A 14,696-nucleotide genomic window follows, 5' to 3' on the forward strand; every position below is an offset into this window, starting at 1 on the left:
CCGCAAACTCATCCGATTACGCAGCCGACTGACGAATTACGCAGAGCTCTCAATGCTTCCTGCGCCGCAGGGTGTCCGATGGCAGGCATCCATAACGTTGCCGATAAGCACTGGAGAAATGCCCGAAGCTGTTGATGCCGTGACGCAACAGGATATGGGTCACGGTTTCACCGTCCTTGCCCTGCTTCAATGATTCGTGGATCACCGCCAGGCGGCGGTCGCGGATGTAGTCCACCGGCGTCTGCTGGAGGAACTGGTTGAAGCCGTTTTGCAAGGTGCGCACCGAGACGCCGCACAGTTCGCTCAGGATCGTCACACTGATCGGTTCGTCGAGGTGCTCCTCGATATAGTCACGGGCCTTCTTCACGTGGTGCGGCAGCGGCGCGCGCGCGTCGATCAACAGATCCGCGGAGTAGTTGTGCGGCAACTGAGTGAGCAACAGTTGCATCAGGTATTCGGACAGGCCGCCGGCGATGCGCGAGCCGTCGACGCCGCTGCCGTATAGCCGGCAGATGTAGTCCAGGGTGTGATAGAGGCTGACGACGCCCGCGCCCAAATGATCGACGCTGACATCAAAGATTACCGACTGGCGCAGGCTGCGGCCGAGCAGGCGTTGCAGTTGGGTCTCCAGGGCATCACGGTCGACGCGCAGGATCAGGTTGCGGCATTCGCCGTCGGTGACGATGCGGCTTTGTGCGAATGGCGAGGAAACGCTCAGGTAGCCCGACTGCATCGCCGCGCTGCGTCGTCCGTGGGCCACCTCGCAGTTGCCCTGCAAGGTGATGCGAAACAGGTACTGATCGGCGATGTCGCCGATGGTGATTTCCACCGGCGCACCATAACGCAAATCGAGCAGTGCCGAATCGCCGAAGAACACGCCATTGAGTCGGGTGTGAATGGGCGAGTCGCGCAGGACGTTGAAGCTGTGCGGGCACAGGTAATGGCTGACCTTGTCCTTGATCTCGCGGTAATCGGCGGAGCTGAGCAGGCTGTGCCGTTCCAGCAGGTGTACATCGTTCAACATCAAGCGTTCTCCTGACCTGGAGCGCCTCGGCCCCGCTGCGTTCTACTGTGGGAGCAGGCTAGCTCCCACAAGGGTTTTCGGTTGATCAATAATTCTGTGAGCGACCCATGACTACTGTGGGAGCTAGCCTGCTAGCGATAGAGCCTTCACATTCAAAGAAGATGTCGAATGTGCCGCCGTCATCGCTAGCAGGCTAGCTCCCACAAGGGTTTTCGGTTGATCCATAATTCTGTGACCGACCCGTCAATCAACCCTGGGCCGGATACTCCCGGGTATAGCTTTCGCGGAAGCAGCGGCAGCCGCGCCACAGCAGCAGCACCGTCAAGGCCGAGGCGCCGACGATCACCAGTGACATCGATGAACCCACCGCAGCGGGCGAGCCGAAGTAACGGTCAGTCAACAGCGCCACCAGCGTGGTGCCCAAACCCAATCCCAGCAGATTGCTGATCAGCAGGAACACGGCCGAGACCTGCGCACGAACCTGATTCGGGGAGAGGATCTGCATCGCTGCCGTAGACGCCGGCATCGGGAACGAAGCGAAAAACATCGCCGGCACCAACAGGGTCACAGACAGCCACAGTTGATCGACTTGCGGAAACAGTACGGCCGGCACAGCCATGCCCAGAGCGCCGATCACCCCGGTGCGCATCGCGGCGTCCTGATGACCGCGCTTGGCCAGGTAATCGGTGAGCCATCCCCCGAACAATACCCCGGCAGTGTTGGCGAGCAACAGCACCGTGCCGAGCATGTAGCCCGCCTCGACCGGCGTCAGGCCGAACTTGCGGATGTACAGCGCCGGGCTCCAGCTCATCATGCAGAACAGGACCATGGCGTAGAACGAAAAGCCCAGGTAGTGGCAGGTGAAGGTGGCGCGGTGGCGCCCGAGGAAGCGCAAGCCATCGGTCATGGCGACCTTCTTGGCCCGACCCTGCTCATCCACCTGCAAGCCTTTGCGAGCCGGGTTGCGCACGGTGAGCCAGATCAGCAGCCCGACCACGATACCGGGCAAGCCGACAATGAAAAACGCCAGCTGCCAGGCCTTCATCGCGCCAAGAACGGCGACTTCGATGGTGGTCATGTCCTTGAGCATCGCGATCACATAGCCGCCCACCAGGAAGGCCAACCCACCGCCCACGAACGAGCCGATGGAATAGATGCCCACCGCGCGACCGAGTTTTTCCTTGGGGAACATGTCGCTGAACATCGAGTAGGCCGAAGGCGACAGAGCCGCTTCGCCGACGCCGACGCCAATGCGGGCGAGGAACATTTGCAGGAAGTTTTTGCTCAGGCCGCAGGCGGCAGTCGCCAGGCTCCAGAACACAACACCGACGGCAATGATCTTCGGCCGGGAGAAACGGTCGGCCAGATAGGCGATGGGCATGCCCATGAACGCGTAAAACAACGAAAACGCCAGCCCGTGCAGCAAGCTGAACTGGGTATCGCTGATCTGCAAATCGGCTTTGATCGGCTCGATCATCAACGCGAGAATCTGCCGGTCCACAAACGAAAAGATGTACGCGACCATGCACAGGGCAACCACGTACCACTCGTAGACGTAGGTTTTCTTCTTTTGCAGGACCGCGTTATCGACCTGAATATTCACTGGTTTTACTCCTCTTGGAATCCGCTGAGTGCGTCGCTTGGCGACTCGAAAGTTGCGTGGCAGATACCTGCCACAGGCAGGCGGATTGCATGAAAGGTGTAAAGCACGATCGGTTTGAACATGGTCAGGCCTCTTATTGTTATGGGGTAAAACGCCAGGCGGCGGCGCTTACCAGAACTTCCAGGTGTAAGTGGTGGCGACACGGAATTCGTTGTAGTCGTAACCGTACTTCTGCTTGATATCGATGTTGCGCAGGTCCAGCCCAAGGCCTTGCAACGCCCCGCTCTGCACCACGTAGTTGAGCCCCAGGTAGCGTTCGCTTTCCTGGTTGTCGCTCAAGCTTCCACCCCGGTCCCAATTGGTCCCCTTGATGTAACGGGTGTAGAACTTCAGCCCCGGCATGCCCATCCCGGCAAAGTCATAGCTGTAGCGCGCGCCCCAGGACTTTTCATCCGGGCGGACAAACCCCAGGGACGACCAGTGCACCAGGTAAGGTTGCGGGATATAGCCGTTCATGGTCGGGAACACACTGTCACCGAGAATGCGCTGGTAACTGAGGCCGAACATGTGAGCGCCCTTGAAATGGCGAACAGATCATCCCCAACATACTGGCAATACCGAGCCCCCGAATCTGTATTGGCCTGGGCGGCCGGGATGTTGCGCGGCGCAGAGCATGAGGGATTGAACGGACGATGGGTTGGAGCATTGTCAGGCCTCTTATTTTTATTGGGTAAACGCCAGGCAGACGCAATGAAACCGTCCGCTAAAACGACGCGTGCCACTTCTACGCAAGGTAAGTCAGGCGTCGCCGCGCCGGTATTGAGACGAACAGCATCTGTTGCGGGGAAATCTTTAAGCCGGCTAAGGGAAATCTTTAGTCAGTCCAGAAGTGGAACCTGGACGCGCCCTAAACTAGCCATAGCCCTGCCCGCCAACCTCCCCGATTGCGCAGGCGTTTCTCTTATTGCGCAGTCAGATGCGGGCAACTGTTCGAAAGGTCTGGAAGGTTGAGCGGAACACAGGCCCCAGCATCGAGGCTGCACGCTGGGTCATCGACCCGTGCATGTGTGCTGGCGCAGTACTCAATCGTCTCGCAATAAAAAACGGGGGCGATAGCGGGGTAAATGGCAGTCAGTTAAGCAATGGAGATCAAATTGAAGGCATCCGGCAATCCCTTGTAGGAGCTCACGAGTGAAACGAGGCTGCGATCTTTTGATTCTGTTTTAAAGCTAGATCAAAAGATCGCAGCCTGCGGCAGCTCCTACCCAGGGCATGTCGTACAGAGATGCGGCCTACACAAAATCCTGTAGGAGCTGGCTTGCCAGCGAAAATCCTCAAGCCCCCCGGCGCGTCAGGATTAACGCATTATCGTGAATTAGCTCGGCAGGGCTTCGTTGCTGAAGGCTTGCACCTCTTTCACCAAGCCTTGTGCTGCCATCATCACCAGTTGCCGGCCTTTTTCCGGCGAAGCTTGCGCCGGGTCCGAGCCCATGCGGCCATCCGGGTGGCGTGCGCGGAAATCGAGGGCCTCGCGGATCGGTCCCCAGTTAGCGATCTGCGGCGAGTAATCCGCCGACTTGATGGAGTCCGGATAGGCCCACTGGGTCACGGCAATCTCCGACGGCGTTGCGTGCACGCCATGACCCGTAGGGAACTGTTCCCGCGCCAGGTCATTGATCCCTTCCAGATCCCACCAGTTGCACAACTTCAGGGCGAAGCCCGCTTTACGACGAGCAAAGCTCGCCTCGGCATAAAGCTCGGAAAATGCCGCTTCAATCGAGGCGACGTTGCCACCGTGGCCATTGAGAAAGAAGATTTTTTCAAAGCCGTGGGCAGCCAGTGAACGCGTCCAGTCACCGATGGCGGCGATAAAGGTCGAAGGCCGCAGCGAGATGGTGCCCGGGAAGCCCAGGTGATGCTGCGCCATGCCGATGTTGAAAGTCGGGGCAATCAGGATGTCGGCAGATTTCTGCGCTTCATTGGCGATGATTTCCGGGCACATCCAGTCGGTCCCAAGCAGGCCTGTGGGGCCGTGTTGTTCGTTGGAACCGATCGGGATGACGATGGTGCGGCTGCGCTCCAGAAACTGTGCGATTTCGGCCCAGGTCGATAGATGTAAAAGCATCTGAGTTCTCTCTTTTGAAAGGTCCCTTGCGGAACAAAATGGGTTTGAAATTCAAAGCGCCTGGTCAACCTGCGTTGTATCAACGACCGGGCGGGAACGCGTCAGCGGAGTATTCGCGATGATCACCAACGCCGCACATAGAAACACACAACCAACAGCGACAATGCCAGGGTTCATGCTTGCCGTTGATGTCTTGGCCCAACCGATCACCGCCGCCCCCCAGAATCCGCCACACAGCCCGATGGTGTTGATCAAGGCAATTCCCCCCGCCGCCGCTTCGCCTTTTATGAGCTCAGAAGGCATCGCCCACAAGACGGTATAGGCCATGAACATCATGGCGATCGCCAGTGTCAGCACAACCATCGATAACAGCAGATGCCCATCGGCAAGCGGATACAAAAGCATCAGTATTGCCCCGATGCCCGCCGGGACGGCGCAGTGGTAGCGTCGCTCACCGAAGCGGTCGGATCGCCGCCCGATCCAGTACATGCCCGCTGCCGCTGCCACATAAGGAATCGCGGCGCACCAGCCCAGCTTCATCATGTCATTGACGCCCTGGGCCTTGAGGATTGCCGGCAGCCAGAAGCTCATGGCGTAGATCGAAAAGATAATGCAAAAGTACGCTGACGCCAGGATGTAGATTTTCGGATCGCGCAACACGCTCCTGAACGAGTGAGATCGGAGCGCGGAAGTACCCAGTTCACGCTCCAACAACTGCTTTTCCTCAACGCTCAGCCACCGGGCCTCAGCGGGACGGTTGGCCAGATAGAAAAAGGTGAACACGCCGAGCAGGACACAGGGCAAACCTTCGATCAAAAACATCCATTGCCACCCGGCAAGCCCACCCATGCCTTCGAATGTAGTGATCAGCCACGCCGACAACGGGCCGCCAATGATGCCGCCGACGGGACCGGCGATGAACACGATCGCAATGGCCCGGGCCATGCGTTTGGGGCCGTACCAGCAGGACAGGTAATAGATCATTCCCGGGGCGAAACCGGCCTCGAAAACCCCGAGCAGAAAACGCATGGCGTAGAACATCGGCACATTGCGGACGAACAGCATGCAGGCAGAGGTTATGCCCCATAACACCAGGATGCGGCTGAAGGTTTTTCGCGCGCCAACACGCGGCAACATCAGGTTGCTCGGCAGCTCAAAAAGCACATACCCCAAAAAGAACACACCGGCACCGACACCATAAGCAGCATCGGACAGACCCAGGTCATTTTGCATCTGCAATTTGGCAAAGCCGACGTTGATCCGGTCCAGGTAGGCGAACACATAACAAACGAACAGCAGTGGCAGCAGCCGCCAGTTGAGCTTGCGATACAGGTTGGAAATGGCAGCGCTGTTTGCCGGCGTGACAATGGTTGACATGCGGATCTCCGATTTTTCTTGTTGGTCTGGGCTGGTGGGAAAAATAGTGCGCCGACCGTGCATACCCAGCAAGAGCAACTAAGTTCGTGTACCGTTGCTCTATGAGCAACGGTTAAACAGGAGACTCCGATGCGCGAAATCAATCAGCAACGCTTGAGGTACTTTCATGAGGTGCTGACCCATGGATCGATTCGTGGCGCAGCGGACAGCATCAACACCTCCCCTTCCGTCATCACACGCCAGATCAAGCTGCTGGAAGAGGAATTGGGGGCAAAGCTGTTTGAACGTCAGGCCCGGGGCGTACAACCCACCGAGGCGGCGGCGCACCTGCTGGAGTTCTGGCGAGGCTACCGATCACACCAGGAAAAACTCGAAGACCAGCTCCAGGCGATCAAGGGCCTGCAGCAAGGGCATGTGCGAATAGTCATCAGCGAGGGCTACGTCGATACGCTGGTCGACCATGTACTCGCACCGTTCTGCAAGCAGTATCCGAAGCTCGATATCCGCTTGGACATACTGCCCGTTGACGATGTACTCAACGAAATCGCTGAAAATCGCGCGCACATCGGCCTGGCCTACAACCCCCCTGCGCACCCTCATATCGACTATCGAGCCACGTCGCGGCAACCGGTGATGCTGCTGGTTCGGCCCGATCATCCGCTGGCCCTGAGAGGAGGAATGGCCACCGTCGATGACCTGCTCAACTGCCAACTGGTGCTCACCCCGACCACCTTCGGTATCGGGCATGCGCTGCGGATGCTGGAGTACGCGGAAAAAATCGAAATCCGCCCGGCGCTGGTGAGCAACTCACTGGCAGCCCTCAAGCGCCTGGTGGCTGGCGGCGAATTCGCCTCGTTGCTGGGGGAAGTGGCTGCTTATCGAGAGATCGCCCAGGGCAGCCTGGCGGCCGTAGCCGTTGACCATCCCCTTTTTCTGGGCGTCGAGGCCAAGCTGCTGGTGAAGACTGGCCGACCGCTGGCGGCTCCTGCTCAAGAGCTGTTGGATTGGGTGCTGCAGCGACTGCCGATGTTTGCCGAGGGCGGAACTGATCGTCAGTGAATCAGGGCAGGTCCAGCCGGACCACATCGTTATCACGATGGTGAGTTTCGGGTTGTACGCATTGTTCATGCGGCGATTCGGTATTGATCCTCTGAACCGATAGCCGTGTTGATACAAAAAGATCGCAGCCTGCGGCAGCTCCTGCGTTGGAATGCGCGTCCCTGTAGGAGCTGCCGCAGGCTGCGATCTTTATGGACCTCCGAAAAAAGCGTCAGATCACACTTAGAACCATGGTCGTCTGGCCCCGGTTTCGGGCAAAGTGCAGAAACATCAGGATTGGGGTTGGAGCACTTTGATTTAGACGTTCTATTGTGGCCTTGGCGAACGACTAGGCCCGTGCCGCTGAATGTGCCCGTGAGGGTTCCAGTTTGACCTTCTCCCACTTGGCGATAACCAGCGGTGCAATGGCATTACCCAATACGTTCAGCGTGGTGGTGCCACTGTCGATAATCCTGAAAATGCCGGCGATCAACGCCACGCCCTCTAGTGGAAGACCGGCAGACGCCAGGGTGGCTGACAGGATGATGATGGCAAAACCCGGCACCCCTGCTGCTCCCTTCGAGGTCAGCACCATCGTCACCACCAACAGGATTTGCTGAGACAACGACAAGTCGATTCCATAAAGTTGCGCCACAAAGATCGTCGCGACGCCGAGAAAAATCGACGCACCATCGAGATTGAACGCATAACCCACCGGCACCACGAAACTGACGATCCGACGCGGTACACCGTAGCTCTCCAGCTTGGTCATCAATTGCGGCATGACGGCTGCTGATGCGGCACTCGAGAACGCCAGGATCAACTCATTACGGAAGTAGCGAATCAACTTGAAGATGTTTTCGCCAATCAAGTAGCAAATGCCACCCAGCACCACAAGAGCGAAAACAATTAACGCCAGGTACACAACACCGATCAACTTCAGCAAGGGCAACAGTGAGGCGAAACCAAAAGTCGCCACCGTCGCACCGATCATGCCAAACACACCGATCGGCGCGTAGGCCATGACAATGGACACAACCTTGAACATTGCATCCGAAATGCCCTGGACCAGTGCGATGACGGGTGCGCTTCTCTCTTTGGGTAAAGCATTCAATGCCTGGCCAAACAGAACGGCGAAAAACAGCACTGACAGCAACTTTGCTTCCGACATCGCGACCAACACATTGTCTGGAACGATGTTCTGCAAGATGACCAATGCCCCTTTGGACGGCTCCATGGTAATTGATGCAGCGCTATGCGAGACGCCTGAAATATCGGTACCCGTGCCTGGTTCGAAGAGGTTCGCGAAACACAGCCCCATGACGATGGCCAACGCGGTAATCGCAAAGAAGTAACCGAGCGACTTTATTCCCATTCGACCAAAGGATTTGCTGTCTCCGCCGCCTGCAATGCCCAGAATCATGCAACAGAACACGATCGGCACGACCACCATCTTCATCATCTTGATGAAGATGTCACCGAGCGGCTTGAGGATCTCCGCGCTCACCCATGTTTGATATTGCGGATGTGTATTGAAGTACCAACCGACAAGCACGCCGAGCAACAGCCCGGCAACTATTTGCCACACCAAGGGAATACGTTTCATGTCTAGCCTTCTTGTTGGAATGAGAGGTCTGCGTTTGTTGGCAGTTGCTAGAGTCATGAGCTTGCAGCTCACTTGAGATCAAATGGCACAACGGTGTTGTGCCATGAGTGTTTTTATTTCGCGAAGAGCTGGCTCATATCCTTGAAAGCCTTGAATTCAAGAGCATTGCCGCATGGATCAAACAGAAACATGGTGGCTTGCTCGCCAACCTGACCTTTGAAGCGAATGTACGGTTCGATCACAAACTCGGTCCCAAACGACTTCAGTCGCTCGGCCAGTGCCTCCCATTGCTCCCAACCCAGGATGATGCCGAAGTGCGGAACAGGTACATCGTGACCATCGACCGGATTGCTGTGAACGCTCTCTTGAGAGGCTGTTTTCGGGTGCTCGTGAATGACCAGTTGGTGACCATAAAAGTCGAAATCGACCCACTGGGTGCTGGAGCGCCCTTCTTCAAGACCAAAGACTTCGCCGTAAAAGGTGCGCGCGGAAGCCAGGTTGTACACAGGGATTGCGAGGTGGAATGGCGAGAGGCTCATCAGAACTCCAGTAATGTTTTTTGTTGGTTGGCGAACACTTCCCCGTCATTGGCTCTCTAGGTTCAGCCGTTGCCGGGGATGGGAAACATCGTAGGACGGAAAACCAAACAGAAAAATCAATATATATTTCTTAGAAACACAATTAATATTTGTGAATGATCAAAGAACTCAAGACACTCATCGCTGTGGCGCGCGAAGGCACGTTTGCCGCTGCCGGCAACAAGATCGGTCTCACGCAGGCCGCCGTGAGCGCGCAGATTCAGCGCCTGGAGGCTGAGCTGGGCTTCGAAATTTTCGACAGAAAAGGACGCTCGGCACATCTCAATAAAATGGGCCACCAGATACTCCTGCAAGCGCAGGAGCTGCTCAGGCTCTACGACAATCTGGGCTCCACGACATTGGGACAACCAGCAAGTGTGCTGGTGAACATCGGCGCGATCGCGTCCGTGCAGCGCTCCTATTTGCCGGACGCACTGGCCAGGTTTCACCAACAATGTCCCCAGTGCCGCACGCGTGTCATACCGGGGCTATCAATGGAGTTGGTGAACCTGGTCGATGCAGGCGAGATAGATATGGCCGCCATCATTCGCCCACCCTTCTCACTCCAGAGTGATCTACGCTGGACGAATCTGGCGCTTGAGCCCTACCGACTGATCGTGCCGCGTGAAGTGCCGGGAGACGACTGGTCGCAATTGCTTTCCAGTCAGCCATTCATTCGATACGACCGATCATCCTTCGGCGGCAGGCAAGTCGACCGGTTTCTGCGTCAGATGCATTTCACCCTGCATGAGGTCTGCGAACTGGATGAGCTTGAGGCCATCATCAAACTGGTCGAAAACGGCGTTGGCGTTGCGCTGGTACCGCAAACAACGCCCGATCCCCAATGGCCGGCAGGTGTCCGGGCACTCGACCTTGGAGCGCACACCTTTCACCGTGATATCGGGTTGATACATCGTTCTCGTCGAAGCTTTACCGAACCTGTGGGGATTCTGGCTGACCTGATCGTTGAGCAAGTCAAGGGCGGCCATTTTTGAGGCACGACCTATTGATCAATCAAGGTGCCTCTTTGCTCTGGTTTTCCAGCTTCTGCGCCGCCTCTTTTTTCGCCGCCTGGGCTTCCAGGATCAATTGGTAGGCAATGTAGTACTTGTAGATATTGCTGACGTAGGTAACCGTCTCCGCACCGATTTTCTCGGCGGCAACGTACTCGACGTTGTGGAACCAGACGTTCGGATCCAGCCCGCGGCTGGCGGCTTCTTTGCGAAGTTTTGAAATTCTGCCCGCCCCTGCATTGTAAGAAGCGAAGGCAAACAAGGCCTTGTCCAGGTTGGTCATGGGCTCTTGGCCGTAATAGTGGTCGATCATCCAACGCATATACTTGATCCCGGCGTTGATGTTTGGCTCGACTTGCGCAATGTTGCCGACGCCGAGTTCCTTGCCAGTGGCGGGCATGACCTGCATGACACCAATGGCGCCTACCTTGCTCCTGGCTGCCTGATTCAGTTGAGATTCCTGATATCCCTGGGCGGCCATCAATAACCAGTCCACATCGTATTTGTCCCCGTACTGCTGGAAGTACTGAACCAATGCGATAAATTTTTTGCGTTCGGACTCGGAGACAGAGGCCTTTACATATTTCTCGCCCTTAAAGTAACGCGTCAGAATCATGTTTCCGAGGGTGGTCCCTTGACCATGACCGGCAATGAAATCGTTGGCGGCGGCCTGCAACTGCGGGCTGCCCTTGCGAAAAGCCCAGGCAATCTCGCCGCCGGTGCGCAACGCGACGGCGTCATGCACCGTGATATTCGGGAAGACCTTCTTCCAGAAATCCGCTTTGTGCTTGTCCACGACGATGAGAGGAATCATGCCGGCGTTCAGCATCTCGATCAGATCCTCGTCCTCCAAAGCCTCCGGTGCCTCCTTGAGGATGACCGCTGGTTTTTTCTCGTCGGCGAAGCGCTGGTTGAGGGCCATCAGGCTCTCGTAATAACTGGAGGACTTGCGAACGAAGACCACCTTTCCCGCTAAATCGTCCACAGTGGACACTGCGGGTGAGTCGGGACCGGATATCACCACTTCGCTGACGTTGCGATAGATCGGTGAGGAAAAATCAACCAGCTTCCTGCGTTCCTCCGTCACGGTGAGGTTAGACGCCGCAATATCGCCTTTGCCGGCAGCCAGCGCTGGCAGCAGCTCATCCCGAGCGACAGGAATGAACACCAGCCGCACTTTTAGAGCCTTGTGTTTTAGCTTGTTATCCTTGGCCAGTTGCTTGTTCAGATCCTCCTCGAATACGCGAAAAAAATCGTAAGTCGTACCGCGTTGGACGCCCCTGTCGACAAAATAAAAAGTCTTGCTATAGACCGTCAGGACTCGAATGACCTGTCGATCGATCATCCCGTCGAGATCGCCGGTCCACGGTGCGCCCTCGGTCGAGATAGTGAGTTGCTCACGCGGCAGTTCCTGGGGGGGCGCGTTTGCCTCGGCTGCGGCATGGATCGGTGCGGTGAAAAGAGCGAACACGAGCGCCGCGACGGCGTGGATGATCAGCGCTGAGCGTGCAGGCGTACGGTGGGTTACCAGATCGCTCGCTCCCAACATGGTCAGGGCTCCACACGTTGTTTTGCAGTTTGCCGGGATATGGCCAAGACCATGCCTTCAGAAGAACACATCAAAGCCTAGTTCAGTGATGACTGCCGTTCCAGGCTTGGGTGCCGGATGTTGAGGTCCGTCACCTGCAAGGGTTAGGGCCTCCTACCACCTGCGCTGCAATGAGGGGCGCTTGCAGGGCACTTGCTTAGCACTGGCGCAGCTAGGTTGTACTGTTCCTGCATGGCAAGTCAGCATCCCTTCACGCAAACAAAAAACAGTATCTTACGACGTAAAAAAACCCGCACTAGGCGGGTTTTTTGAGGCTTTCGGGTGGTTTAGGCACCACCTGACATTAATTAGTGGTGCCCAGAGACGGAATCGAACCGCCGACACGGGGATTTTCAAAACCTGTGAAAGTCCTTGCCCGTTTGGAAAACGGCTGGTTTTCCTGGGCCTATCTCAAAGGCGGGGGGGTAAACTCCGGCCAGAAACGGGCCAGATGGCCTCAAAAGCTTCCGGACGTACCGGAGGAGCACCGGAGCGTGGTGTGCTGATTGGTGATGCTTTTCGACGCACCGCGCGTACCGCGTGACATTTGAGCAGGCTAGGAAAGCAACCAATTAATCCTCGCTGCTCGTACCGCGTAACAATCGAGAGATGCGACCAGATGGTAATTTGGTGTTATCTCACTTTTGCAGATTTTCACTCGAGTTCTTGGCGTGTTGTGTCAAGTATTGAGGCCTGGGTTGAAAAAGCGTTTGGCTCACAAGCCCAATAATACTTAACTGCTAAAAACTTCTCCCAGCCAGTATGCCCCCGTTTTTTGGGGGCACACAAGACTAGTTGGTCTGTGCATATCCCCGCCCGAATGTTTCTATGCATATCCAATCCTTAATCGATTGAATACTTTTCTCGTTTCCATTGCCATATCCTTTTTCCGCTTTGACGTAACTAGAACCTTGTTTTGTTATGAAGTCGCTTACCTTGAAGGTTTCTTTGTCGTTTTCGCACTCCGCAGAAATGGAGAAAAGACTTGCTCCATTGCTGTCAGTTATTCGGCCGTAACCTTTGACGTCATATTGCTCGGAGTGTGAAGTTGTATATTCAGCACCTGAAACATTAGCTTCATTCCAGTCGCCGTCCGCGACGAATTCTGCGCCGTTAGCTAATGAGGGCTTGGAGCTAGAGGCGCGCTTGTCAATCTGCGGCTCTCTGGAGATGCGACCTCCTTCACAATGAAGTGTTTTAGAGTTCTCCAAAGCCTGCGCCATTGGCTGTGCTTTAGTATTTAAAAACTCGCTCAGTTGTGCGTCGGATAATTTTTGACCGCTCATTGATGCATTAATAAGTGCCATGCTTTTAGCGTGTTTAGCTGCCAGTGTTGCTTCTTGAGCGTCTAGTGTTGACCAACTAATGCCGTTATTGTTGCTTATATAGCTTACTCCGCCAGCTTGGTAGCACATGTTAGCGTAATATTTAATGGCCTCAAGTGTTATTAGGTCATTGGCGTTAGCGATTGTTTGGAAGCCCAGAGCGACGGCTGTTAGGGTAAAATGTTTCAAGATTTTCACTGCAAGTCCTTAATGATGGAGAATCCAAAAAACGACCAAAGATAGCATAGTGCCATTTTGTAGCCATGCCTGTTTGCGTGCATAAGTGAACTATTCAGAGGTTCTATTCCAGTTGGTAGTACTGCGCTTGGAGCTTGTTGGTAAATTCCGGAAGGACTTCTTTGATCAGTCCATATGGGTTCTCGTCAAAGAAAAAAATGATGACCTCGCTTTCTCTCACACCCTTGTTTGAAAGCTTTCCGGGCTTTAAGTCGTAAGGCTTGCTGATGCCTGCTGCTAGCTTGCGCAGTGCTTGTAGGCGCCGTTTTTTGAGGACAGCAATGTCACGACAGTCCATTGGGATGGCAGCGTACTGGTTGATGCGTAGGTAGGTTCTCCCGGAGCGGGAGTCAACTCTCCAAAACAACGTTTCGTTTTTTCCCTCGTAGTAGTTCTCTCGTTTGCAAAAATCTAGCTGAGTCCAAGGTGAACCATTTTTATTTACCCCTTTCTTGAATTTCAAACAAGGATCACTGCCCTGCAATTGGTCATAGAGCTCACCGATGAAGTGTCGTTGGCCTATGGCGCTTTTGAACGCGTCAGGACTCGAATTGGCTAAGCTCTTTAAGGCATTTTCCTCCTTGGAAATCCAGTTGTCCTTTAGAAACGCGCAGTATTGATGAATGATTGGATGGAAGTGAGCTAAAAAGCTAACCGCGTTGTAGAAGTCATCGGCGGAGATGAGCTCATAATCTCCTAAGCTCTGTCGTTCCAATGCGTCGATATAGCCGATCTTGAAGTAAATATATTTGTAGCAGTCGGGGAAGCGTTTTTGGTAGGTATTAAGTTGATCTGAGTGAATGGTCGACGAAGTTTTGTTCTCAAATAAAATGTTGCGACGTTCGTCGTTCACGTCAAAGCTCAGCATTAAATCAACATTGCCGGACTGTAGTTTTGAGTGAATGTTAACGGGCGTTTCGCCCTCTTTGGTGAACCCCAAAGCATTGAACACCTGTGAGCGATATAGGCTGAGGTCCGGATTTTCATCCAGTTCTTTGAAAAACCAAGCTAGGAAGGCGTCTGTACTGAGCTCCTTGCTGGCATACTTGAATAAATTGTTCAATGTCAGGGTCCATGCGCAATGGTACGTCAACGTTGAAGGCTAGGGTCTGACCACTGGAACCAGGCCTCAGGAATGTGTAATCAGCGATCGGATCATGAGGTTTGTACATCATGATCCGT

Annotated in this window: 11 protein-coding genes, 1 tRNA gene and 1 pseudogene; 2 read left to right on the top strand and 11 right to left on the bottom strand. The window is 55.1% G+C overall.

The features are described 5' to 3' along the window. Positions 1-49: 49 nt before the first annotated feature. From ACRESJ_RS27895 to ACRESJ_RS27915, 5 genes and pseudogenes are all read right to left on the bottom strand, one after another. Positions 50-1,024 carry an AraC family transcriptional regulator gene (locus ACRESJ_RS27895; RefSeq protein ID WP_431760748.1) on the bottom strand — a complete coding sequence of 325 codons (975 nt, stop codon included), beginning with the start codon at positions 1,022-1,024 and terminating at the stop codon, positions 50-52. A gap of 247 nt (positions 1,025-1,271) precedes the next feature. Continuing rightward, on the bottom strand, positions 1,272-2,627 hold the full coding sequence (locus ACRESJ_RS27900; RefSeq protein WP_431760749.1) for a spinster family MFS transporter: 1,356 nt from the start codon (positions 2,625-2,627) through the stop codon (positions 1,272-1,274). A gap of 168 nt (positions 2,628-2,795) precedes the next feature. Further along, positions 2,796-3,206: pseudogene (locus ACRESJ_RS27905) on the bottom strand (OprD family outer membrane porin); the annotation flags it as partial. A gap of 796 nt (positions 3,207-4,002) precedes the next feature. Beyond that, complete coding sequence (locus ACRESJ_RS27910; RefSeq protein ID WP_431760750.1) at positions 4,003-4,752, bottom strand: creatininase family protein; 750 nt, start codon at positions 4,750-4,752, stop codon at positions 4,003-4,005. A gap of 51 nt (positions 4,753-4,803) precedes the next feature. After that, positions 4,804-6,129, bottom strand: coding sequence for an MFS transporter (locus tag ACRESJ_RS27915; RefSeq protein ID WP_431760751.1), 1,326 nt, complete (start codon positions 6,127-6,129; stop codon positions 4,804-4,806). Positions 6,130-6,258: 129 nt separating this feature from the next. On the opposite strand from ACRESJ_RS27915, the gene ACRESJ_RS27920 reads away from it, so the two are divergent. Further along, positions 6,259-7,188 (top strand): LysR family transcriptional regulator, encoded by a 930-nt coding sequence (locus tag ACRESJ_RS27920; RefSeq protein WP_431760752.1) that lies wholly within the window; start codon positions 6,259-6,261, stop codon positions 7,186-7,188. Positions 7,189-7,516: 328 nt separating this feature from the next. On the opposite strand, the gene ACRESJ_RS27925 is transcribed toward ACRESJ_RS27920, so the two are convergent. Both ACRESJ_RS27925 and ACRESJ_RS27930 read right to left on the bottom strand, forming a co-directional pair. After that, positions 7,517-8,773 carry a cation:dicarboxylate symporter family transporter gene (locus ACRESJ_RS27925; RefSeq protein ID WP_431760753.1) on the bottom strand — a complete coding sequence of 419 codons (1,257 nt, stop codon included), beginning with the start codon at positions 8,771-8,773 and terminating at the stop codon, positions 7,517-7,519. A gap of 113 nt (positions 8,774-8,886) precedes the next feature. Further along, the gene (locus tag ACRESJ_RS27930; RefSeq protein WP_402812499.1) at positions 8,887-9,312 is read right to left on the bottom strand and encodes a VOC family protein; all 426 of its coding nucleotides are present in this window, start codon (positions 9,310-9,312) and stop codon (positions 8,887-8,889) included. Positions 9,313-9,467: 155 nt separating this feature from the next. Between ACRESJ_RS27930 and ACRESJ_RS27935 the strand changes: the two genes are divergently transcribed. Beyond that, positions 9,468-10,346, top strand: coding sequence for a LysR substrate-binding domain-containing protein (locus ACRESJ_RS27935; RefSeq protein WP_431760754.1), 879 nt, complete (start codon positions 9,468-9,470; stop codon positions 10,344-10,346). A gap of 19 nt (positions 10,347-10,365) precedes the next feature. Here ACRESJ_RS27935 and ACRESJ_RS27940 read toward each other — a convergent pair whose 3' ends face one another. From ACRESJ_RS27940 to ACRESJ_RS27955, 4 genes are all read right to left on the bottom strand, one after another. Then, positions 10,366-11,913, bottom strand: a complete 1,548-nt coding sequence (locus ACRESJ_RS27940; protein ID WP_431760755.1) for a transglycosylase SLT domain-containing protein — start codon at positions 11,911-11,913, stop codon at positions 10,366-10,368. A 351-nt stretch (positions 11,914-12,264) separates the two neighbouring features. Beyond that, positions 12,265-12,358 (bottom strand) — tRNA-OTHER (locus ACRESJ_RS27945). A 385-nt stretch (positions 12,359-12,743) separates the two neighbouring features. Continuing rightward, positions 12,744-13,475: a hypothetical protein gene (locus ACRESJ_RS27950; protein ID WP_431760756.1), complete on the bottom strand. Its 732-nt coding sequence runs from the start codon at positions 13,473-13,475 to the stop codon at positions 12,744-12,746. A gap of 103 nt (positions 13,476-13,578) precedes the next feature. After that, positions 13,579-14,577, bottom strand: a complete 999-nt coding sequence (locus tag ACRESJ_RS27955; RefSeq protein WP_431760757.1) for a hypothetical protein — start codon at positions 14,575-14,577, stop codon at positions 13,579-13,581. Between the last annotated feature and the right edge of the window lie 119 nt (positions 14,578-14,696).

The organism is Pseudomonas sp. (genome assembly GCF_050739655.1).
Classification (GTDB): domain Bacteria; phylum Pseudomonadota; class Gammaproteobacteria; order Pseudomonadales; family Pseudomonadaceae; genus Aquipseudomonas.

Bases quoted from the DNA above. Each gene is read 5' to 3' on its own strand.
- ACRESJ_RS27895 (WP_431760748.1), bottom strand. From the start codon at position 1,024: ATGTTGAACGATGTACACCTGCTGGAACGGCACAGCCTGCTCAGCTCC.
- ACRESJ_RS27910 (WP_431760750.1), bottom strand. From the start codon at position 4,752: ATGCTTTTACATCTATCGACCTGGGCCGAAATCGCACAGTTTCTGGAG.
- ACRESJ_RS27915 (WP_431760751.1), bottom strand. From the start codon at position 6,129: ATGTCAACCATTGTCACGCCGGCAAACAGCGCTGCCATTTCCAACCTG.
- ACRESJ_RS27920 (WP_431760752.1), top strand. From the start codon at position 6,259: ATGCGCGAAATCAATCAGCAACGCTTGAGGTACTTTCATGAGGTGCTG.
- ACRESJ_RS27925 (WP_431760753.1), bottom strand. From the start codon at position 8,773: ATGAAACGTATTCCCTTGGTGTGGCAAATAGTTGCCGGGCTGTTGCTC.
- ACRESJ_RS27930 (WP_402812499.1), bottom strand. From the start codon at position 9,312: ATGAGCCTCTCGCCATTCCACCTCGCAATCCCTGTGTACAACCTGGCT.
- ACRESJ_RS27935 (WP_431760754.1), top strand. From the start codon at position 9,468: ATGATCAAAGAACTCAAGACACTCATCGCTGTGGCGCGCGAAGGCACG.
- ACRESJ_RS27940 (WP_431760755.1), bottom strand. From the start codon at position 11,913: ATGTTGGGAGCGAGCGATCTGGTAACCCACCGTACGCCTGCACGCTCA.